At 62.4% G+C, this 16,045-nt stretch carries 15 protein-coding genes and 1 tRNA gene; 6 read left to right on the top strand and 10 right to left on the bottom strand.

Annotated elements, in window-relative coordinates:
- Positions 1-13: 13 nt before the first annotated feature.
- From LN047_RS02180 to LN047_RS02170, 3 genes are all read left to right on the top strand, one after another.
- A complete protein-coding gene (locus LN047_RS02180; protein WP_254608341.1) occupies positions 14-352 on the top strand; it encodes a transposase in 339 nt (112 codons plus the stop codon).
- Positions 340-684, top strand: coding sequence for an IS66 family insertion sequence element accessory protein TnpB (tnpB, locus tag LN047_RS02175; protein WP_373979927.1), 345 nt, complete (start codon positions 340-342; stop codon positions 682-684). Before LN047_RS02180 ends, tnpB begins: the two co-directional genes overlap by 13 nt.
- A 62-nt stretch (positions 685-746) precedes the next feature.
- On the top strand, positions 747-2,318 hold the full coding sequence (locus LN047_RS02170) for an IS66 family transposase (protein ID WP_373979928.1): 1,572 nt from the start codon (positions 747-749) through the stop codon (positions 2,316-2,318).
- A 371-nt stretch (positions 2,319-2,689) separates the two neighbouring features.
- On the opposite strand, the gene LN047_RS02165 is transcribed toward LN047_RS02170, so the two are convergent.
- From LN047_RS02165 to LN047_RS02145, 5 genes are all read right to left on the bottom strand, one after another.
- Positions 2,690-2,938, bottom strand: a complete 249-nt coding sequence (locus tag LN047_RS02165; protein ID WP_373982097.1) for a hypothetical protein — start codon at positions 2,936-2,938, stop codon at positions 2,690-2,692.
- A gap of 1,448 nt (positions 2,939-4,386) precedes the next feature.
- The gene (locus LN047_RS02160) at positions 4,387-5,058 is read right to left on the bottom strand and encodes a hypothetical protein (RefSeq protein WP_373981066.1); all 672 of its coding nucleotides are present in this window, start codon (positions 5,056-5,058) and stop codon (positions 4,387-4,389) included.
- An 822-nt stretch (positions 5,059-5,880) separates the two neighbouring features.
- The gene (locus tag LN047_RS02155; protein ID WP_373981065.1) at positions 5,881-6,276 is read right to left on the bottom strand and encodes a type II toxin-antitoxin system VapC family toxin; all 396 of its coding nucleotides are present in this window, start codon (positions 6,274-6,276) and stop codon (positions 5,881-5,883) included.
- Positions 6,273-6,512, bottom strand: a complete 240-nt coding sequence (locus LN047_RS02150) for a type II toxin-antitoxin system Phd/YefM family antitoxin (RefSeq protein WP_063954271.1) — start codon at positions 6,510-6,512, stop codon at positions 6,273-6,275. The genes LN047_RS02155 and LN047_RS02150 overlap by 4 nt, the downstream gene beginning before the upstream one ends.
- Positions 6,513-6,627: 115 nt before the next feature.
- Positions 6,628-7,050 (bottom strand): hypothetical protein, encoded by a 423-nt coding sequence (locus LN047_RS02145; protein WP_373981064.1) that lies wholly within the window; start codon positions 7,048-7,050, stop codon positions 6,628-6,630.
- Positions 7,051-7,085: 35 nt separating this feature from the next.
- Between LN047_RS02145 and LN047_RS02140 the strand changes: the two genes are divergently transcribed.
- The gene (locus LN047_RS02140) at positions 7,086-8,255 is read left to right on the top strand and encodes a tyrosine-type recombinase/integrase (protein WP_373981063.1); all 1,170 of its coding nucleotides are present in this window, start codon (positions 7,086-7,088) and stop codon (positions 8,253-8,255) included.
- A gap of 78 nt (positions 8,256-8,333) precedes the next feature.
- On the opposite strand, the gene LN047_RS02135 is transcribed toward LN047_RS02140, so the two are convergent.
- Positions 8,334-8,408, bottom strand: a tRNA-Arg gene (locus LN047_RS02135).
- Positions 8,409-8,640: 232 nt separating this feature from the next.
- On the opposite strand from LN047_RS02135, the gene LN047_RS02130 reads away from it, so the two are divergent.
- The gene (locus tag LN047_RS02130) at positions 8,641-9,561 is read left to right on the top strand and encodes a cytochrome c5 family protein (RefSeq protein ID WP_063956635.1); all 921 of its coding nucleotides are present in this window, start codon (positions 8,641-8,643) and stop codon (positions 9,559-9,561) included.
- A gap of 118 nt (positions 9,562-9,679) precedes the next feature.
- A protein-coding gene (locus LN047_RS02125) for an IS3 family transposase (protein ID WP_373981062.1) occupies positions 9,680-10,908 on the top strand; the annotation gives its coding sequence in 2 pieces (ribosomal slippage) (positions 9,680-10,027 and positions 10,030-10,908; 1,227 coding nt in all).
- A gap of 237 nt (positions 10,909-11,145) precedes the next feature.
- Here LN047_RS02125 and LN047_RS02120 read toward each other — a convergent pair.
- The 4 genes from LN047_RS02120 to LN047_RS02105 all read right to left on the bottom strand — a co-directional run bounded on the left by LN047_RS02120 (position 11,146) and on the right by LN047_RS02105 (position 15,991).
- Positions 11,146-12,669, bottom strand: coding sequence for a 3-hydroxyacyl-CoA dehydrogenase (locus LN047_RS02120; protein ID WP_373981061.1), 1,524 nt, complete (start codon positions 12,667-12,669; stop codon positions 11,146-11,148).
- 89 nt (positions 12,670-12,758) lie between these two features.
- Positions 12,759-13,988 carry a CaiB/BaiF CoA-transferase family protein gene (locus LN047_RS02115; protein WP_056327589.1) on the bottom strand — a complete coding sequence of 410 codons (1,230 nt, stop codon included), beginning with the start codon at positions 13,986-13,988 and terminating at the stop codon, positions 12,759-12,761.
- 177 nt (positions 13,989-14,165) lie between these two features.
- The gene (locus tag LN047_RS02110; protein ID WP_062839570.1) at positions 14,166-15,314 is read right to left on the bottom strand and encodes an acyl-CoA dehydrogenase family protein; all 1,149 of its coding nucleotides are present in this window, start codon (positions 15,312-15,314) and stop codon (positions 14,166-14,168) included.
- 53 nt (positions 15,315-15,367) lie between these two features.
- On the bottom strand, positions 15,368-15,991 hold the full coding sequence (locus LN047_RS02105) for a TetR/AcrR family transcriptional regulator (protein ID WP_373982096.1): 624 nt from the start codon (positions 15,989-15,991) through the stop codon (positions 15,368-15,370).
- Positions 15,992-16,045: the final 54 nt, after the last annotated feature.

Below are 16,045 nucleotides of genomic sequence, written 5' to 3'. Positions count from 1 at the left end.
TTAGGTGGACACCATGTCGAAGACAGAATTAGCACCGGTGCCTAAGCGCCGGTCTTATCCGAAGGCGCTGAAGGCGCAGATCGTGGCCCAGTGCAGTCAGCCAGGTACCTCCATTGCCGGCGTGGCGCTGTCGCACGGCGTGAACGCGAACCTGGTACATAAGTGGATTCGTCAGGCTGAACGGCAGCCACCTGTAGCGCCGGCGTTCGTGCCGGTCGCATTGCCAGCGCTGCCCTCGGCAGGCCGTCACATCGAGATCCGGTTGTCGCGCGGTCCCGCGCAAGCGACGGTGCAATGGCCAGTGAGTGAGGCCGGCGCGTGCGTGGCCTGGTTACGCGAGTGGCTGCGGTGATCCGTGTCGATGCGATCTGGCTGGCCACCGAGCCGCTGGACATGCGCGCCGGTACCGAGACGGCGTTGTCCCGGGTGGTAGCCGTGTTCGGTTCAGCCCGCCCGCACCACGCCTATTGCTTCGCAAACCGGCGCGCCAACCGCATGAAGGTGCTGGTGCATGACGGGATCGGCGTGTGGCTGGCCGCGCGCCGGCTGAACCGCGGCAAGTTCGTGTGGGCCGATGCGCTGCGTGGCCCCCACATCGCGGTCGACAGTGAGCAGTGGCAGGCCCTGGTGCTGGGCCTGCCCTGGCAGCATGTGGGCGCGGCAGGTGCGATCTCGGTGTTGTAGCGCCGGACAATCCGGCAAGACGCCAATACCGCCGCGGGGAGCCCTGCGGCATACTGGCGGCCATGAGTACCGCATCCCTGGACCACCTCGACGCGCAGCAACTGCGCGCGTTGGCCGAACGCCTGATGGGCGAGGTGGCCGCGCGTGACGCCCAGATAGCGACGCACGATGCGGTGGTTGCCGAGCGGGATCGCGTACTGCACTTCAAACAGACGCACATCGACCAGCTCATGCAGGAGCTGGCGCTGTACAAGCGCTGGCGCTACGGCAAGCGCAGCGAGCAATTGAACCCGGCGCAGGCAAGCCTTCTGGAAGAGACGATGGATGCCGACATGGCGGCCATCGAAGAGGAAGTGAACGCGCTGCGCGAAGCGATCGCCACTAAGCCTGCGCCGTCGCAAGCGCCGCGTCGCATGCGGCTGCCGGCCGAGTTGCCGCGCACCGACATCCACCACGAACCGGCGTCCACGACGTGCCGCTGCGGCTGCGGCTTGAAGCGCATCGGCGAGGACGTCAGTGAGAAGCTGGACTATCTGCCGGGCGTCTTTACGGTCGAACGTCACATCCGCGGCAAGTGGGTGTGCGAGCACTGCGAGACGCTCACGCAGGCGCCGGTCCCCGCGCAGGTCATCGACAAGGGCATCCCGACAGCGGGCCTTCTGGCGCAGGTGCTGGTGGCCAAGTTCGCCGACCACCTGCCGCTATACCGCCAGGAAGGCATCTTTGCACGCGCCGGCCTGGCGCTGCCGCGCTCGACGCTGGGCGAGTGGGTCGGCGTGTGCGGGCTGCGGTTGCAGCCGCTGGTCGATGCGCTCAAGGCCGAAGTGCTGGGCAAATCTGTGCTGCATGCCGACGAAACGCCGGTGCAGATGCTCAAGCCGGGCGCGGGCAAGACACATCGGGCCTACTTGTGGGCATACACACCGACCGCTTACGACAGCCTGCGTGCAGTGCTCTACGACTTCGCGCCCAGCCGGGCTGGCGAGCACTGCCGCACGTTCCTGGAAGACTGGCGCGGCAAGCTGGTGACCGACGATTATGCGGGCTACAAGGCCGGGTTCGCGGCTGGCATCACGGAACTGGGCTGCATGGCGCACGCCCGGCGCAAGTTCCATGACTTGCACGTCAACAACCAGAGCCAGATCGCCGCAGAGGCGTTGGAGTTGTTCGGCGCGCTATACGGCGTAGAGCGGGACGTAGCCGAGTTGCCTGCCGAAGAGCGCCTCCTGATACGGCTGGAGCGGGCCAAGCCGATCACAGAAACGTTGCGTCGGTGGCTGATCGCGCAACGCCAGCGCGTGCCGGAAGGCTCCGGCACCGCGCGCGCCATCGACTACAGCCTCAAGCGCTGGGAGGCGCTGACACGCTACCTTGACGACGGCGATGCGCCGATCGACAACAATTGGGTGGAGAACCAGATCCGCCCCTGGGCGATCGGGCGTTCGAACTGGCTGTTCGCGGGCTCGCTGCGCGGGGGCCAGCGCGCAGCCGCCATCATGAGCCTGATCCAGTCGGCACGGCTCAATGGGCACGACCCGTATGCCTATATGAAGGACGTGCTCACGCGCCTGCCCACGCAGAAAAACAGCCAGATCGCTGAGCTGCTGCCGCATCGGTGGCTACCTGCTGCATAAGCAGAACCGTCAAGGGTGTGTTCGGCAGGCGCTTACGGAAGAGAAGACTGCGGCGTTGAACATCGGGCTGGAGTCCACGCGCCCTTGGCGGCCGCAGAAGGCGTCCCCATCATTGGAAATCAACTTGGAATAGCGGCACAGCTATGTCATTTGATCGAAAGTCGTTCCTGTCATCTTCACGCGCCGCCACAGACATAGAGTGAGATTGGAAGGAGTGTAAGAGGCACGTGGCTGCTCCTCACAGCAATCCTTCTCGGACCAGCGCGCGGGCAGACAGTTGCCTATTCACGCGCTTCCATATCTGTTATCTGCTGGACGACCACTCGGAAGTCGTCGTGGCGACCTAGCAACCACTGCACGAGCGATTGCGGCTACCGGAAAAATCTCCTCCGCCGTGACGCCGGAAGTTCTTCGTACTCGAAGCTAGACCTATTCACCACGGAAAGTATGAGAATCTTCTCGGAATCTTCAGAGTAGAAAATGCGCCAAGGTCCAGATTTTAGCACTCGGATTTTCTCTTCACCCGAATGCACTCTGCGCGAATCCGAGCCAAAAAGTTCAGGATCGCTTTGCCACTGTTGAAGCAAGGCGAGGATTCTGGCCGAATCACGCCTTGGCATTTCTTGCAGTTCGTTCTGAGCCCTCTTAGAAATCGTGAGTCTCATTTTGAGGTCCTCTTCGTTCCCATCTTTTTCATGAAGGCGCCAAGATCGATGTCTCCCGCGGCAGCCGGATTGGTCTTTGCCAACTTTGCCAAAGCGGTGAGTTGGCTCCGCTTTGCGTGAGCCCAACAGAATGCATCGTCCTTGTAGAGCTCCAAATCTTCTTCATATTGGACCGAACGGAAACCTAACCATATCCAAAACGCGACAACGACGAGAAGGATATAGAACTCTCTACTGTCCAAAAGTAGTTCCCATGAAACCTTACCACTAGGCGAGACTTGCGCTCCGACAATACTAGACAGAAGACCGATCACGACCGTTAGGAATGCCGAAGCAGCGAGACGGAGTCGAGGTCTTGACGCGACAGTTGACATGGAATGGTTTCGAAGGAGATCGAAGATCGTTGCGAGAGCGGACAACCATTTGGATGGTAACAAAAATTTTTCGGACGCAAAGGTGCTTCGCGTTGAAAACGCCCATACCCGCAACGCGCTGAACGGAGTGGTTCGCCAGGCCATCGGCCTTGGTGGGCGGGGTTTAAAGTTCAAGCTTCTCACGAGGCGTGACACCACGCAGTCCGAGCGGCGTAAGGCGTCGCATTACTTCGTTTAAGACATCATTCAACCAGAGCGCGAGTACAAGTCCGGCAACTTGCGCCAAGGCGAGATGTACCGAGTCGTCGGTACGACGCCAGAGCGGCCCCGCGATTTGGTAGTCGAGCACGTCGTAACCAAAGAGCAAACGCAATTCAACCCCGCGCGAGCTGCTAAGCTTTCTGTCTGCCAGGCAGTCGAAGCGGAGCTGGCTGCAGGAGACTTGGTGCGAGTCACTCGCAACAATGCCAAGCTCGACCTAGTAAACGGTGGTCGCTTTAGGGTGGCGGCCGTGACGCCCACGACCGTCACCATCGAGGGCGGTCGGCGGCTGACGTTAGATGCAGGATCTCCCCTGCACCTCGATCGCGCCTATTCGGCGACAAGCTGCAGCGCCCAAGGGCTTACATGTGATCGCGCTTTCATCAACGGCGAGAGCTTTAGCCGCACGATCCAGCGAGACGTCTATCACGTCGCAATTTCTCGCGCACGCCATGAAACAGAGGTCTGAACAAACAACGCTGGCCGCCTTGCGAAAGCTGTTGACCGGCAGGAAGAGAAAACTGCCGCGCTCGATATTGGACGGGAATCCACACGTCCGTGGCGGCCGCAAAACCTAGCGTACGCCAAGGAGCTCAACTCTTGAACAAATATTAGACCTCAGCCTACTCATCATTTAAACCCGGCCCCCCGCGAACGTGCGGTCCTCGCTACACACATGAATTAGACTGTTGAGATGCGCAAATGCCTGCGCCTGTACCCCCCCCGAAGCCGCGGTTCCATGGCACGGGTTTATCGAGGTGCGCACCTTTAACATCCGAACCAGCAACGGATCACACGCCCGGGATCTTTCACAATTTTACCGATATCGTTGTTTTCGCCGCCGATACCAAAGAAGTCCATAACGGCTTGGCGACCCTTTACAACGGCCGACTCAGGCCCTCCAAGAGGATAGCCGTGTAGCACCTGTCCCATATCTACATACAGGGCTTTAGGAGGCAGCAGGAGCGATGCCCCTCCAGTCGACAGGATCGCAATAGTCTGAATGACGAGGTTAACGCCAGTGTTCACGGGGGCTACAGCCTCCGCGCACCCACGCAATTCGCCTGCCAAGTCCGCAGGGACTGTCGTCCGCAGTGCGGTTGCGCGATCCTGCAGTTCAAATCCCTCGTTCTTGGCAGTGGTTTCTTTTCGGTCGAGGTCATCGAATTGTGCTGAAAGCGCTTGCAATCGCTCCCGGTTTGCAGGGTCTTTCAACCCCGGATCACGTTTGACAATGTCAACCATTTCCTTGCTAGCCGCATCTTTTGCGGCTCTTACTTTTAGTATGTCGTCCTGGAGCGTAGCAATCCTTTTAAGTACGTCGGCTAGCTCCCCGTTCGCTTTCCGAATATTGCCTTCAAACCGATCTAGACAAAACTCAGAAGCGTTTGCTGTGACGCTGCAGAGCGCAATTAAGCTCGCAATCAATAGTTGTTTCATCTTCTATCTCTCGGAAAGCAGCTCGGTCCGAAGGGTGGCTGCGCCCCTGCCTTTCGGTTCACATTCTCCTAAATCGGAAAGAGTCCTCCGATACCTAAGATTAGGGATGTGTGCACGCGCGAGCGCATGATAGCTCTGCCCGCTTCCTTTGCTTCCAAAAACGCCTGGACTTTCGAAACGGAGGCTTGGCGCAACCGCCGCCACTATGACTACACACCCCGCGTGTAACTCGTCCCGACGAAAATTTTTTTAGGCCAAGACCCAAACCTTTGGGTGGTGACCTTCTGACCGGCCCCGCCTAGTGCCGGATGGGCGTTCTCGACGTCTTACGAGGGTCTTTTGGCTGGTTCCGTTTCAGTGGCGTTTTTGTCCCGGGTCGGTCTCTGGGGTGGGCCGATCGTGTCCCAGGTTTGTGGCCAATTTGTCCCGCTAATGTCCTCGTCGCGCCCTTCCCCATGTCGGAAAACCGATTTGTATACGATAGAACGGCGCGCAAACCCATGTGCCAAGCCGTTCTCGCTCGCTGTGGATGTTTAGCCGTCGGACAAAAGAAAGCCGCCCGCCCCAGGGAAAGTTCAAAAAAATCAATGAGATGACCGCACCCGGAGGGTGCGTCCTGTGTGGTGGCCTTAAAGTACCCGGCGCCGCCCCTGGCGCCGGGTACTTTAAGGGCACCTGTGAGCGTCCGGGGGACGCTCACGAAGTCCGTAGGACGGCCCCGCCGGCGCAGCCGGTGGGACTGGACGCCCCGAACCAAGACGCCGTGCATCCAAAGCAAAGGGCCGCCCTAGGGCGGCCCTTTGCTTTGGGAGATGGGTTACATCACCAGATGGTCTGAACGTGCGGGTAATCGCGGATCTTCAAGTCAGCTGATACCAGAGGCACCGAATGATGCCGCGCCGTGGCCACGATGATGCGGTCAGCCGGGTCCTTGTGGAATTCCCCAGGCAGGTCCACGGACTGAACAGAAATGCGCACGTCGACAGGCACGAATCGAATGGCAGGCACTTGAGCAACTGTATCCAGCCACGCCTGCGCGTCCATGGTCAAAGCCAAACGTCCGGCCTTGGCCAACATTGCGACTTCCCAGGCGGTGATGGCCGATACCAGGATTTCACCGTCCTGTCCTTCGGCCTCAATGGCCTCACGTGCGGGACCGCTCAACTGCGCGTCCCCTGCCGCCCACCACACCAGTGCATGGGTGTCCAGCACGATCATTGCGCTGCCTCCCAGGCATCTTCGCCAACAGGCGACAAAGGATCGTCAAACCGCAGAACGGAGCCGCGCAGCACATCCAACGGATTGCGCTTGGCCACCGCCCTATAGGGACGGATCTCGAGTGCGGGTTTACCGTGGTCAGTCACGACAATGGATTCCCCGGTCGCTTCGACTTGCCGAAAAAGCTCAAGCGCACGCGCTTTGAACTCGGTCTTAGAAACTTGTTGGCTGTGCATCGCGCCTCCCAAAATGGTCACTGGACATAGTCATTTTAACAGCAAATGACTAGCCCGAGTAGTCATTTTCGCTGCCCGAGCCACACCCGCCGGGCACAGGCCCGGGCGCAAGTCCTTAATCCTCCATTTCCCCAATCGGGTGTTCCACGGCAAATGAGACCCCAAGGGGCTGGGCGCGCATCAGTTCAGGCACCCAGCGCTTCCCTTCCAGTAATTGCTCGGCTGCGGCGGCGGCCTGCGCCTTCTTCATCGCAAGCAGCGGCTTCGCCTGCTCGGCATCGACCGCCTCAGTGACCACTGCCGCGAGTCGGTCCTTTGACACGTGGGCAAGGTAAGACTGCGTGGTCGGCTTCCACCACTTGCTCATGTCTAGGCCGATCACCGCGCCCAAGCGGTCCAGGTGCCGGGGTTCTACCCCAAAGGACTGGCTTTGGCGGCGATAAATCGAAACGCTGGTCAGGACGGCGAGCAGGTCGATGAGGTCAGTGTGCGACTGATTGAGCAACCAAGGCAGCACCGTCTCGTTGTTTTCGGGCATAACCGCCAACACATTAACCTTGAAGCGTACGACGAATGGGTATCAAAGAGCACTTCGAAGGGATCCTCGCGCGGACGGCGTCGATCCGAATCGACTTCCGCTGGAATGACCGCCGCTTCCGCGAGCGCGTAGCACTGAAGCCTACCGCCGCTAACATCCGCGCTGCGGCGCGCATGCGAACCGAAATCCTCCAGGCTATCGGGTTGCGTGTCTTCACATGGAACGACTTCGCGCGCTACTTTCCCGAGTCGCCGAGTATTCCTGTCTCGGAGGCGGCCACCCATGAAATCACCTTTAACGAGGTGGCTGATATGTGGCTCAAGCTCAACGGTCACAAAGCGGCCACAACGCTTAGTGAGTACGAGAGTCTTTTGAACTCGCGATGGCGACCGCTGTATGGGAACCGCCCAATCGCTGAGATCACCTACGAAGAACTCGCGCTGGACGTGGCCGAATTTCCTCGGATGGCGGCCAAGACCTTCAACAACGTGATGACGCCCGCCCGGCAGGTTTGGGCGTTGGCTTTCAAGATTAAAAAGGTGCCGGAGAACATCACACTGGAGATCGAAAGCCGCAAGGGCCAGGAGCCCGAACCTGATCCGCTGCTCATGTCGGAAGTGCTCCAGGTCATCGAGCATGTCGACAAATACTATGGCGGAGCTTGGCGCAATTACTTCGAACTCACGTTCTTCACGGGCGTGAGACCATCGGAGCAGATTGCACTGCAGTGGACCCGCGTAGACCTTTCGAGAGAGCAAATCCGCATCGACCAGGCGCGCGTGAGGCGTCAGAACAAGGCGACTAAGACGTACAAGGCCCGTGATGTGGACCTGCAGGGTCCGGCACTTGAAGCGCTACGACGCCAAAAGCAGTTGACGTTCGACCCTCGGGGCCATGTCTTCCTGAATCCCCAAACAGGAGAAACGTTTGTCGATACAGCAGATGCAGTGCAAAAGGTGTGGCGCCCGACGCTCTCAGCCCTGGGCATCCGAGATCGGGACGCGCGTCAAACCCGGCACACGTATGCGACGCTTGGTTTGCACTCCGGAATGAATCCCGGATACTTGTCCCGGCAGATGGGCCACAAGAATGCGCAGATGCTCTTCCGCGTCTATTCCAAATGGATCGACGGTGAATCCAACCAACGGGAGAAAGCGAAAATGGCCGCTCTGTACGTTGACCATTTGCCTACTGAAGAGGCCTGAACGAGCCTAAAGAACTCGCGCTATTTGGTGAAGTTTGGGCCCAAAAAAGACCCAAAAAAAGCTAAGTTGTTGATTCTATGGCGCGCCCGACAGGAATCGAACCTGTATCAAGAGCTTCGGAAACTCTCATTCTATCCATTGAACTACGGGCGCAGCGCAAGGAGGCGGTATTGTACCCAGTTTTGCGCGATCTGCATGAACTGGATCAAATCTTCCGGCAAACTCATCGAAAACCCGTCCTGACACATTGGACGATCGTCCCTGACACCGTTATATAATCCAGCGTTTGCTTGCAGGCGGGCATGGGTTGCCGCCGACTTGTGCAGTACTGATTTTCTGTTGCCGCCGCCAAGGCGCCCCCGGTACCCGTTAGCAGGATTTGGTCATGAGCAACGAGCAGGAACACATAGAAGAGCACTCCTCCCCCATCAAGACCCCGAAGCAACTGATCGTCACGGTCGTCCTGGCTTTCGTGGTTCCCATCGCCATCATCATCCTTCTGGTGAACATGGTGGTCACGGGCACCAAGACCGGCGCCGGGTCGGACGCCCTGTCCGGCGAAGCGGTCGCCCGGCGGATCGCCCCCGTGGCAGGTTTCGAACTGGTTGATGCCAACGCGCCCAAGGTCTTCAAGACCGGCGAGCAGGTCTTTGCCGCTGTCTGTACGGCCTGTCACACCGCTGGCGTGGCGGGCGCTCCCAAGATGGGCGACAACGCCGCGTGGGCGCCGTTCATCAAGGCAGGCTACGACGAGATGCTGAAGGTTGCGCTGCACGGCAAGGGCGGCATGCCCGCCAAGGGCGGCAACCCGGCCCTGTCCGACTACGAAGTCGCGCGCGCCGTGGTGTACATGGCCAACAAGTCCGGCGCCTCGCTGGAAGAACCTGCCGCTCCTGCTGAAGAAGGCGCCAAGAAGGAAGGCGAGGCCGCAGCCGCGCCGGCTGCACAGGCCGCTGCTCCGGCTGCTGCTGCACCGGCCGCCGCAGCACCGGCTGCCGCAGCACCGGCAGCCGCAGCCGCACCCGCTGCTGCCCCGGCCCCCGCCCCACAGGCTGCCGCCGTTAATCCGGCCGGCGAAAAGCTCTACAAGACGGCCTGTTTCGCGTGCCACGCCACGGGTGTCGCCAATGCGCCCAAGTTCGGCGACAAGGCCGCCTGGGAGCCCTACATCAAGACCGGCATGGACACCATGGTGAAGGTCGCCATAACGGGCAAGGGCGCAATGCCTCCCAAGGGCGGCGCCGCCAACGCCTCCGAGGAAGACATCCGCGCCGCCGTCCAATACATGGTCGACGCCGCCAAGTAATACCCCGCCGGCAAGACAGGCAACAAAAAGCCCCTTGATGATTCAAGGGGCTTTTTTCATGGCCGTGACCCGTCCTGGAATTGGTTGACACCTTTTTGAGAGAAAAAAGGAGAGTCAATTGGAATCAAGGATCAAGCGAACGCAGCGGGACTACAGTCTGGCTTTTAAACTGTCCGTTGTCGAGCAGGTGGAAAAAGGCGAGCTGACGTACAAAGAGGCTCAGCGCCGCTATGGAATCCAAGGTCGGTCGACGGTGCTGGTGTGGCTGCGCAAGCATGGTCGACCGGGGCTGAGCGGCTGGAGCCTGCCGACGGTCAGAGGAGTGGACATGGATCGTCAAGGCAAAGTGCTTACCCCCGAGCAGCGGATCAAGGAACTGGAGATTCAGCTCAAGGAAGCCCGCGAGAAGGCGCAGTTGTTTGAGGCCGTGGTCAATGTGTTGGAGAAGGATTACGGGGTACGCGTCGTAAAAAAGCCTTTGGGCAAGTCCTCACGCAAAAGCTCGTCCAAGGGCTGAGCGTGGCAAGGGCTTGCCGTTACATGGGCCATAGCCGCCAGGCGTATTACAAGAGCAGGCATAAAGAGCACGAGCGCCAGCAGCAGGCATACCAAGTGGTATCCATGGTCACCGCGCTGCGGGTACGCCAACCGAAGTTGGGTACGCGCAAGCTGCATCACATGCTGGGCCAGCCGCTACGCGAGGCGGGGATCAAGGCCGGGCGCGATGCGCTGTTCGACATTCTGCGCAGCGCCCGGATGCTGGTGCGGCCACGCCGGGCGTATCACAAGACCACCGACAGCCATCACCGCTTCCGACGCCACCCGAACCTGCTCAAGGAAGGCGAAGGCCAAGTGGTGCCGACGGGGCCCGAGCAGGTCTGGGTAGCCGATATCACCTACCTGCCGACCGCCCAACGGTGCACCTACTTAAGCCTGGTGACCGACGCCTACTCGCGCAAGATCGTGGGCTACCACGTGGCAGAGAATCTGCAGACCGAAGGGGTGCGCCGCGCACTGGAGATGGCGTTGCGCTCGCGGCGCTCGAGCCAACCGCTGGTGCACCACTCGGATCGAGGCATCCAGTACTGCTCAACGTACTACCAGCGCCTGCACGCGCGGCACGGCATCCGTTGCTCGATGACTGACGGCTACGACTGCTACCAGAATGCCTTGGCTGAGCGGGTCAACGGCATCCTGAAGGGAGAGCTATTGCTCCACAAGCCCGCCGATCTGGCCCAAGCCCGGCTCATGGTCAAGCAGTCCGTCGAAATCTACAACACCGAGCGTGCGCACCTGTCCCTACAATGCAAAACACCCGATGAAGTTCACCGGGTATTCAGTCCGTAGCCTGCTACGGATACCGTGCCGTAGGTGTCAACCTATGGCAGGACGGGTCACCGCAACATCTTCATATGTTGAAAAGGTGTCTGACACCCGTTGAGACACCGCCGCATATTGAAAAGGTGTCTGACACCCGTTGAGACACCGCCGCACATTGACGACCATCTCGCCAGGGTGTCAGACACCTTCCCCACATTGACGAGACCATCTCGCCCGGGTGTCAGACACCTTGCCGCGCAGCGATCACTCCGCCGTCGACTTCAGCAGCGACATGCCCAGCTGCACGCGGCGTTGCAGCCACAGGCTCGGGCGGTAACGGGTGTCGCCCGTGACGCGCTGCATGCTCTTCAAGATTTCCAGGATGCGGTCGGCGCCCAGCTTGTCGCCCAGGGCCAGCGGGCCCACGGGATAGCCCAGACCCAGCGTCACGGCCAGGTCGATGTCTTCCGGCGTGGCGATCTTTTGCTGCGCGATGTCGCAGGCGATGTTCACGATGTGCGCCACGATGCGCTGGGCGATGAAACCCGGCGAATCCTCGATCACCGTGACGGGCACGCCGTCCGCGGCCAGCAGCGCATGCGCGGCATCGCGCCACTTGGCTTCGGTGGCCGGCGACACCATGATCGTGCGGCGCTTGGCGCCGTCGAACGCATACAGCGTGTCCAGGCCGACGGTACGGCCCGCATTCAGGCCTTGCGCGGAGACGGTGGTGGACACGTCTTCACCGAAGGGCGTGACCAGAATCAGCGCATCGGCGTCGGGCGTGGAACCCGTGACCAGCGTGCCGCCCAGCTTTTCCACCAGCGCGGACGCGCGGGCGTAGCCTTCGCCATGCTTGGGGCTGACCCAGACCTTCAGGCCGTCGGGCAGCGCGGGCGCGGCGGCTTCGGCCGGCACCTGCTTCTGGCCGTCGGCGTAGACGTAGAAGCCCTCGCCGGCCTTGCGGCCGATCAGGCCACCGGCCAGGCGCACCGTCGTGATGGGCGACGGGCGGAAGCGCGGCTCGTCGAAGAACTGGCGGTAGATGGATTCCATCACCGGATGCGAGACGTCGAGCGCGGTCAGGTCCAGCAGCTCGAACGGGCCCATGCGAAAGCCCGCCTGCTCGCGCATGACGGCGTCGACCTGGGCGAAGGTGGCCACCGCCTCCTGCGCCACGCGCAGGCCTTCGGTATTCATGCCGCGGCCGGCGTGGTTGACGATGAAGCCGGGCATGTCCTTGGCGCGCACGGGGGTGTGCCCCATGCGGCGGGCCAGATCGGCCAGGGCGTCGCCGACTTCCGGCGCGCTGCGCAGGCCGTCGATGACCTCGACCACCTTCATCAGCGCGACCGGATTGAAGAAGTGATAGCCCGCCACGCGCTGCGGCCGCTTGCAGGCGGCCGCAATCGCCGTGATGGACAGCGACGAGGTGTTGGACGCAAGGATGCAGTCCTCGGACACCACGCCTTCCAGCGCCGCGAACAGATCGCGCTTGACGTCCAGGCGCTCGACGATGGCCTCGACCACGAGCTGGCAGTTCGCCATGTCGGTCAGCGCGGTGGCCGATTCGACGCGTTCGAGCGCGGCTTGCGCGTCGGCGGCGGTCAGCTTGCCCTTCTGGGCCAGCTTCTCCCAGGTCTGGCGCAAGGACTCGCGCGCGGCCGCGATGGCGTCGGCGCTGGTGTCGTACAGGCGCACACGCAAGCCGGCCTGCGCCGCGATCTGCGCGATGCCGCGCCCCATGGCCCCGGCGCCCACGACGCCGATGGTTTGAATGTCCGTCATCAACTATCTCCTGCCTGTATTGGAATGGATCGTGCGCCTGGCGCGGCGCGGCATGCGCAAAAGGCGGCCAGGCCGCCTTCTCGCGCGCGTCAGGCGCGGCTCTGGGCCAGCGCCTGGATTTCTTCGGCCGACAGTCCCAGCTTTTCAGACAGGACCTGCTCGGTGTGCTCGCCCAGCATGGGCGGGGCGCGGCGGTACTCGACCGGGCTGCCGGAGAACTTCAGCGGGCTGGCCGCCACGGGCACGGTGCCTGCGGCCGGATGGGGCAGCTCGCGCTTCATGTTGCGGGCCAGCACATGCGGGTCTTCGTAGACCTGGTCCAGCGTGTTGATGGGACCGGCCGGCACGCCGACGCCTTCCAGCGCGGCGAGCCAGTGGTCGCGCTCGCCAGTAGCCATGCGCTCGGCCAGCAGCGGCACCAGTTCCTCGCGGTTTTTCACGCGCTGCGGGTTGGTGGCGAAACGCGGGTCGGCCGACAGCTCGGGCAGGCCAATCGCGCCGCAATAGTTGCGGAACTGGCTGTCGTTGCCCACCGCCACGATGAGGTGGCCGTCGCTGGCCGCGAACACCTGGTAGGGCACCAGGTTCTGGTGCGCGTTGCCGGCGCGGCGCGGCGCCACGCCGGAGGTCATGAAGTTCAGGTTCTGGTTGGCCAGCATGGCGACCTGGCAGTCCAGCAGCGCCATGTCGATGTGTTGGCCCAGGCCGCTGCGGGCCCGTTCGTGCAGCGCCGCCAGGATGCCCACGGTGGAATACATGCCAGTCATCAGGTCGGCCACGGCAACGCCGGCTTTCTGCGGACCGCCACCGGGCAGATCGTCGCGCTCGCCGGTGATGCTCATCAGGCCGCCCATGCCCTGGATCATGAAGTCATAGCCCGGACGGCTGGCGTAGGGGCCGGTCTGGCCGAAGCCCGTGATCGAGCAGTAGATCAGGCGCGGATTCAGTTCCTTCAGGCTCTCGTAGTCCAGGCCGTATTTGGAAAGCCCGCCGACCTTGAAGTTTTCCACCAGGATGTCGCTCTGCAAGGCCAGTTCGCGCACGAGTTCGGCGCCACGCGGCGAGGCGATGTCCAGCGCCACCGACATCTTGTTGCGGTTGGCCGACAGGTAATACGCGGCCTCGGTGGTGTCGTGGCCCGCTTCGTCCTTCAGGTACGGAGGGCCCCAGGCGCGCGTGTCGTCGCCCGAGCCGGGCCGTTCGATCTTGATGACCTCGGCGCCAAGGTCGGCGAGGTTCTGGGTGCACCAGGGACCCGCCAGCACGCGGGTCAGATCCAGCACACGTATGCCGGTTAGGGGAGCGGGACGTTGCGACATCGGTAATCTTTTCGCTAGAAGGGAAATGAGAACTTCCCGCCCGCGCCGGGGCGCAAGGCGGACTGGGATTCCGTCATGCCAGAAGGCGGCCCGCCGGGGGCCGCCTTCCGATCAACATTCGTCAGACTGGATATTAGCCTCTCGAACGCGTTGGCCGGACCGCTGGCGGCGGAAAGATCAGGAATGGGCCTTGATGGTCTCGCGCGCAATGACCAGCTGCTGGATCTGCGACGTGCCTTCGAAGATGCGGAACAGGCGCACGTCGCGGTAGAACCGCTCCACCGCGTACTCGGACATGTAGCCCGCGCCCCCGTGGATCTGCACCGCGCGGTCGGCCACGCGGCCCACCATTTCCGTGGAGAAGAGCTTGCAGCAGGCGGCCTGCATGGTGGTGTTCTCGCCGCGGTCACGCATGCGGGCGGCATCCAGCACCATGCAGCGGGCCGCGTAGAGTTCGGCCTGGCTGTCGGCGATCATCGCCTGGATGAGCTGGAATTCGGCGATGGGCTGGCCGAACTGCTTGCGCTCGGTGGCGTACTTCACGGCGTCGCGCAGCAGGCGGTCGGCAATGCCCACGCACAACGCGGAGATGTGCAGGCGCCCCTTGTCCAGCACGCGCATGGAGGTCCGGAAGCCATTGCCTTCCTCGCCGCCAAGCAAGGCGCTGGCCGGCACGCGGCAGTTGTCGAACACGACGTCGCTGGTCAGCGCGCCGGCCTGGCCCATCTTCTTGTCCGGCTTGCCGATGATGAGGCCCGGCGTGCCGGCCTCGACCAGGAAGCACGAGATGGAGTTGGCCCGGCGCTCGGGCGCCGTGCGGGCCATGACCGAAAACAGGCCGGCGATGGGCGCATTGGTGATGTAGCGCTTGGTGCCGTTCAGCACGTAGAAGTCGCCGTCACGCTCGGCGGACACGCGCAGCGACATGGCGTCGGAGCCCGCATCGGGCTCGGTCAGCGCAAACGACCCGATCAGTTCGCCGCTGGCCAGCTTGGGCAGGTATCGGGCGCGCTGCTCGTCGGTGCCGGCCAGGACGATGGCCTGCGAGCCGATGCCTATGTTGGTGCCGGCCAGCGACCGGAACGCGGGCGAGGTCTGGCCCAGTTCGAACACGACGCGGACCTCTTCTTCCATCGTCAGGCCCAGGCCGCCAAAATCCGGCGAGATGGACAGGCCGAACAGGCCCAGGTCGCGCATTTCATTGACGATGTCCGGTGGCACTTCGCCGCTGGCGGCCAGTTCGTCCTCGGCGGGAATCAGCCGTTCGTGCACGAAGCGGCGGACGGCGTCGATCAAAAGGTTCAGGGTTTCGGTGTCCAGGGCCATGAGGAAAGTCTCTTAGAGCGAATACAGGTCAGGGGTTTGGTATGGCGGCGCGTTCAGGGACGCATGCCGCCCACCAGCAGATCGAAATAGCCGTCGGCGATGGTTTCGGCACTGTCGCCCTGCCCGGGCTTGTACCAGCGCACCATCCAGTTCAGCATCGACAGCACGGCGCGGCCCGTGGCTGCCACGTCCAGCGCGCGGAACGCGCCGTCGGCCACGCCTTGCGCGATCACGTCGCGCAACAGCTTTTCGTAGCTGTCTCGCAGGCGGGCGGCATCTTCGCGTTCGGACAGCGCCATTCCCGAATAGCCGATCAGCATGGTCACGAATTGGGCGTGGTGCTGCTCGAAATAACGGGCATGCCCCACCATGAACGCGCGCAGGCGGCCCACGCCGCCCACGGCGCCGGCCACGTCGCGGCCGACGGTCTGCGTCAGGCCTTCCAGCACCTGAAGGATGATGGCGTCGTAGATGTCCTGCTTGGTGGGGTAATAGTGATAGATGGCCGCCTTGGACACGCCAATGGCGGCGGCCAGGTCGGAAATGGAGCTGCCGTCGTAGCCGCTGCGGGCAAACAGCTTGGCGGCTTCTTCCAGGATGCGTTCGCGCGGGGCGGCCAGCGTGGGCGGCCTGCCGGCGCGGGCGCGTTTCTGTACGGGTGGGGCGGTAAGCGCCATGTCGGCCTTTGACAGGGGCCGCGCGGGGCCGAAAAGGTTCTGGCGAACCTCCAT

The sequence above is a fragment of the Achromobacter sp. JD417 genome (genome assembly GCF_041879325.1).
In the GTDB taxonomy this organism is placed as follows: Bacteria; Pseudomonadota; Gammaproteobacteria; order Burkholderiales; family Burkholderiaceae_B; genus Achromobacter; species Achromobacter mucicolens.
Note: the sequence above shows the minus strand (reverse complement) of the source record. Positions and strands in the feature narration are given on the sequence as shown.

What these genes read in the sequence shown, in the direction of transcription:
- LN047_RS02110 (WP_062839570.1), bottom strand. Translation starts at nt 15,314, where the DNA reads ATGGCCCTGGACACCGAAACCCTGAACCTTTTGATCGACGCCGTCCGC.
- LN047_RS02120 (WP_373981061.1), bottom strand. Translation starts at nt 12,669, where the DNA reads ATGACGGACATTCAAACCATCGGCGTCGTGGGCGCCGGGGCCATGGGG.
- LN047_RS02105 (WP_373982096.1), bottom strand. Translation starts at nt 15,991, where the DNA reads ATGGCGCTTACCGCCCCACCCGTACAGAAACGCGCCCGCGCCGGCAGG.
- LN047_RS02150 (WP_063954271.1), bottom strand. Translation starts at nt 6,512, where the DNA reads ATGCACAGCCAACAAGTTTCTAAGACCGAGTTCAAAGCGCGTGCGCTT.
- LN047_RS02115 (WP_056327589.1), bottom strand. Translation starts at nt 13,988, where the DNA reads ATGTCGCAACGTCCCGCTCCCCTAACCGGCATACGTGTGCTGGATCTG.
- LN047_RS02140 (WP_373981063.1), top strand. Translation starts at nt 7,086, where the DNA reads ATGGGTATCAAAGAGCACTTCGAAGGGATCCTCGCGCGGACGGCGTCG.
- LN047_RS02145 (WP_373981064.1), bottom strand. Translation starts at nt 7,050, where the DNA reads ATGCCCGAAAACAACGAGACGGTGCTGCCTTGGTTGCTCAATCAGTCG.
- LN047_RS02130 (WP_063956635.1), top strand. Translation starts at nt 8,641, where the DNA reads ATGAGCAACGAGCAGGAACACATAGAAGAGCACTCCTCCCCCATCAAG.
- LN047_RS02165 (WP_373982097.1), bottom strand. Translation starts at nt 2,938, where the DNA reads ATGCCAAGGCGTGATTCGGCCAGAATCCTCGCCTTGCTTCAACAGTGG.
- LN047_RS02180 (WP_254608341.1), top strand. Translation starts at nt 14, where the DNA reads ATGTCGAAGACAGAATTAGCACCGGTGCCTAAGCGCCGGTCTTATCCG.
- LN047_RS02160 (WP_373981066.1), bottom strand. Translation starts at nt 5,058, where the DNA reads ATGAAACAACTATTGATTGCGAGCTTAATTGCGCTCTGCAGCGTCACA.
- LN047_RS02170 (WP_373979928.1), top strand. Translation starts at nt 747, where the DNA reads ATGAGTACCGCATCCCTGGACCACCTCGACGCGCAGCAACTGCGCGCG.
- LN047_RS02155 (WP_373981065.1), bottom strand. Translation starts at nt 6,276, where the DNA reads ATGATCGTGCTGGACACCCATGCACTGGTGTGGTGGGCGGCAGGGGAC.